This window comes from Thalassotalea sp. G20_0 (genome assembly GCF_017744175.1).
Classification (GTDB): domain Bacteria; phylum Pseudomonadota; class Gammaproteobacteria; order Pseudomonadales; family Endozoicomonadaceae; genus Endozoicomonas.
The window spans coordinates 1-546 of sequence record NZ_JAGHQV010000504.1; the positions used below are offsets into that span (position 1 = coordinate 1).

The 546-nt window shown below is 50.2% G+C and carries 1 protein-coding gene; it reads right to left on the reverse strand.

Going from position 1 to position 546, the window contains the following annotated elements; all coding sequences use genetic code 11:
- Nucleotides 1–546: hypothetical protein (locus J7438_RS27265; RefSeq protein ID WP_209279141.1), on the reverse strand; the 546-nt coding region annotated here is incomplete at both ends.

Consider the following 546-nt stretch of genomic DNA (forward strand, 5'->3'; position numbering starts at 1 on the left):
AGGGAAAGTGGCATTAGGGAAAGTGCCATTAGTGAACGTGCCATTGAGCGTTTGGGCGAAGGCTTCAATGCCCTCGAGCAGCATATATCCGGCAAAATTCCTGGCACTGTCCTTAACAAAGGTGACTAATTCCGTGAGGTTAAGGGTCGGAAATAGTTGTTGAAAGTAAACCAGGTCATTTTCGAACATGCCAAGATTGGTTGATTTGGCCATATCGTCCACTATGGCGGTCAGTTGCTGATCCAGTGTTAAATTGGTAGCGGCCAGCGAACTGGACAGGGCCAGGGTGGTCCTGGCGGGCGCGATGTCGGTGATGCCGCCCAATGAATGCGCCGGGATAATACTGTCAGTCCAGGGAGGCAGGGTATTAACCAGTGAGGGAGTGCTGGCCGGTAGTAGTATCGGACTGTTGGCACTGCTTGCAGAGGCAGAATCCTGAACAGTCGGGCTTGCATAATTAAACGGCGTTGTTTTTATACCAGTCGGGCTTACATAATTAAACGACGTCGTATTTATACCAATCGGGCTGGAAAAAACCGGAACAGA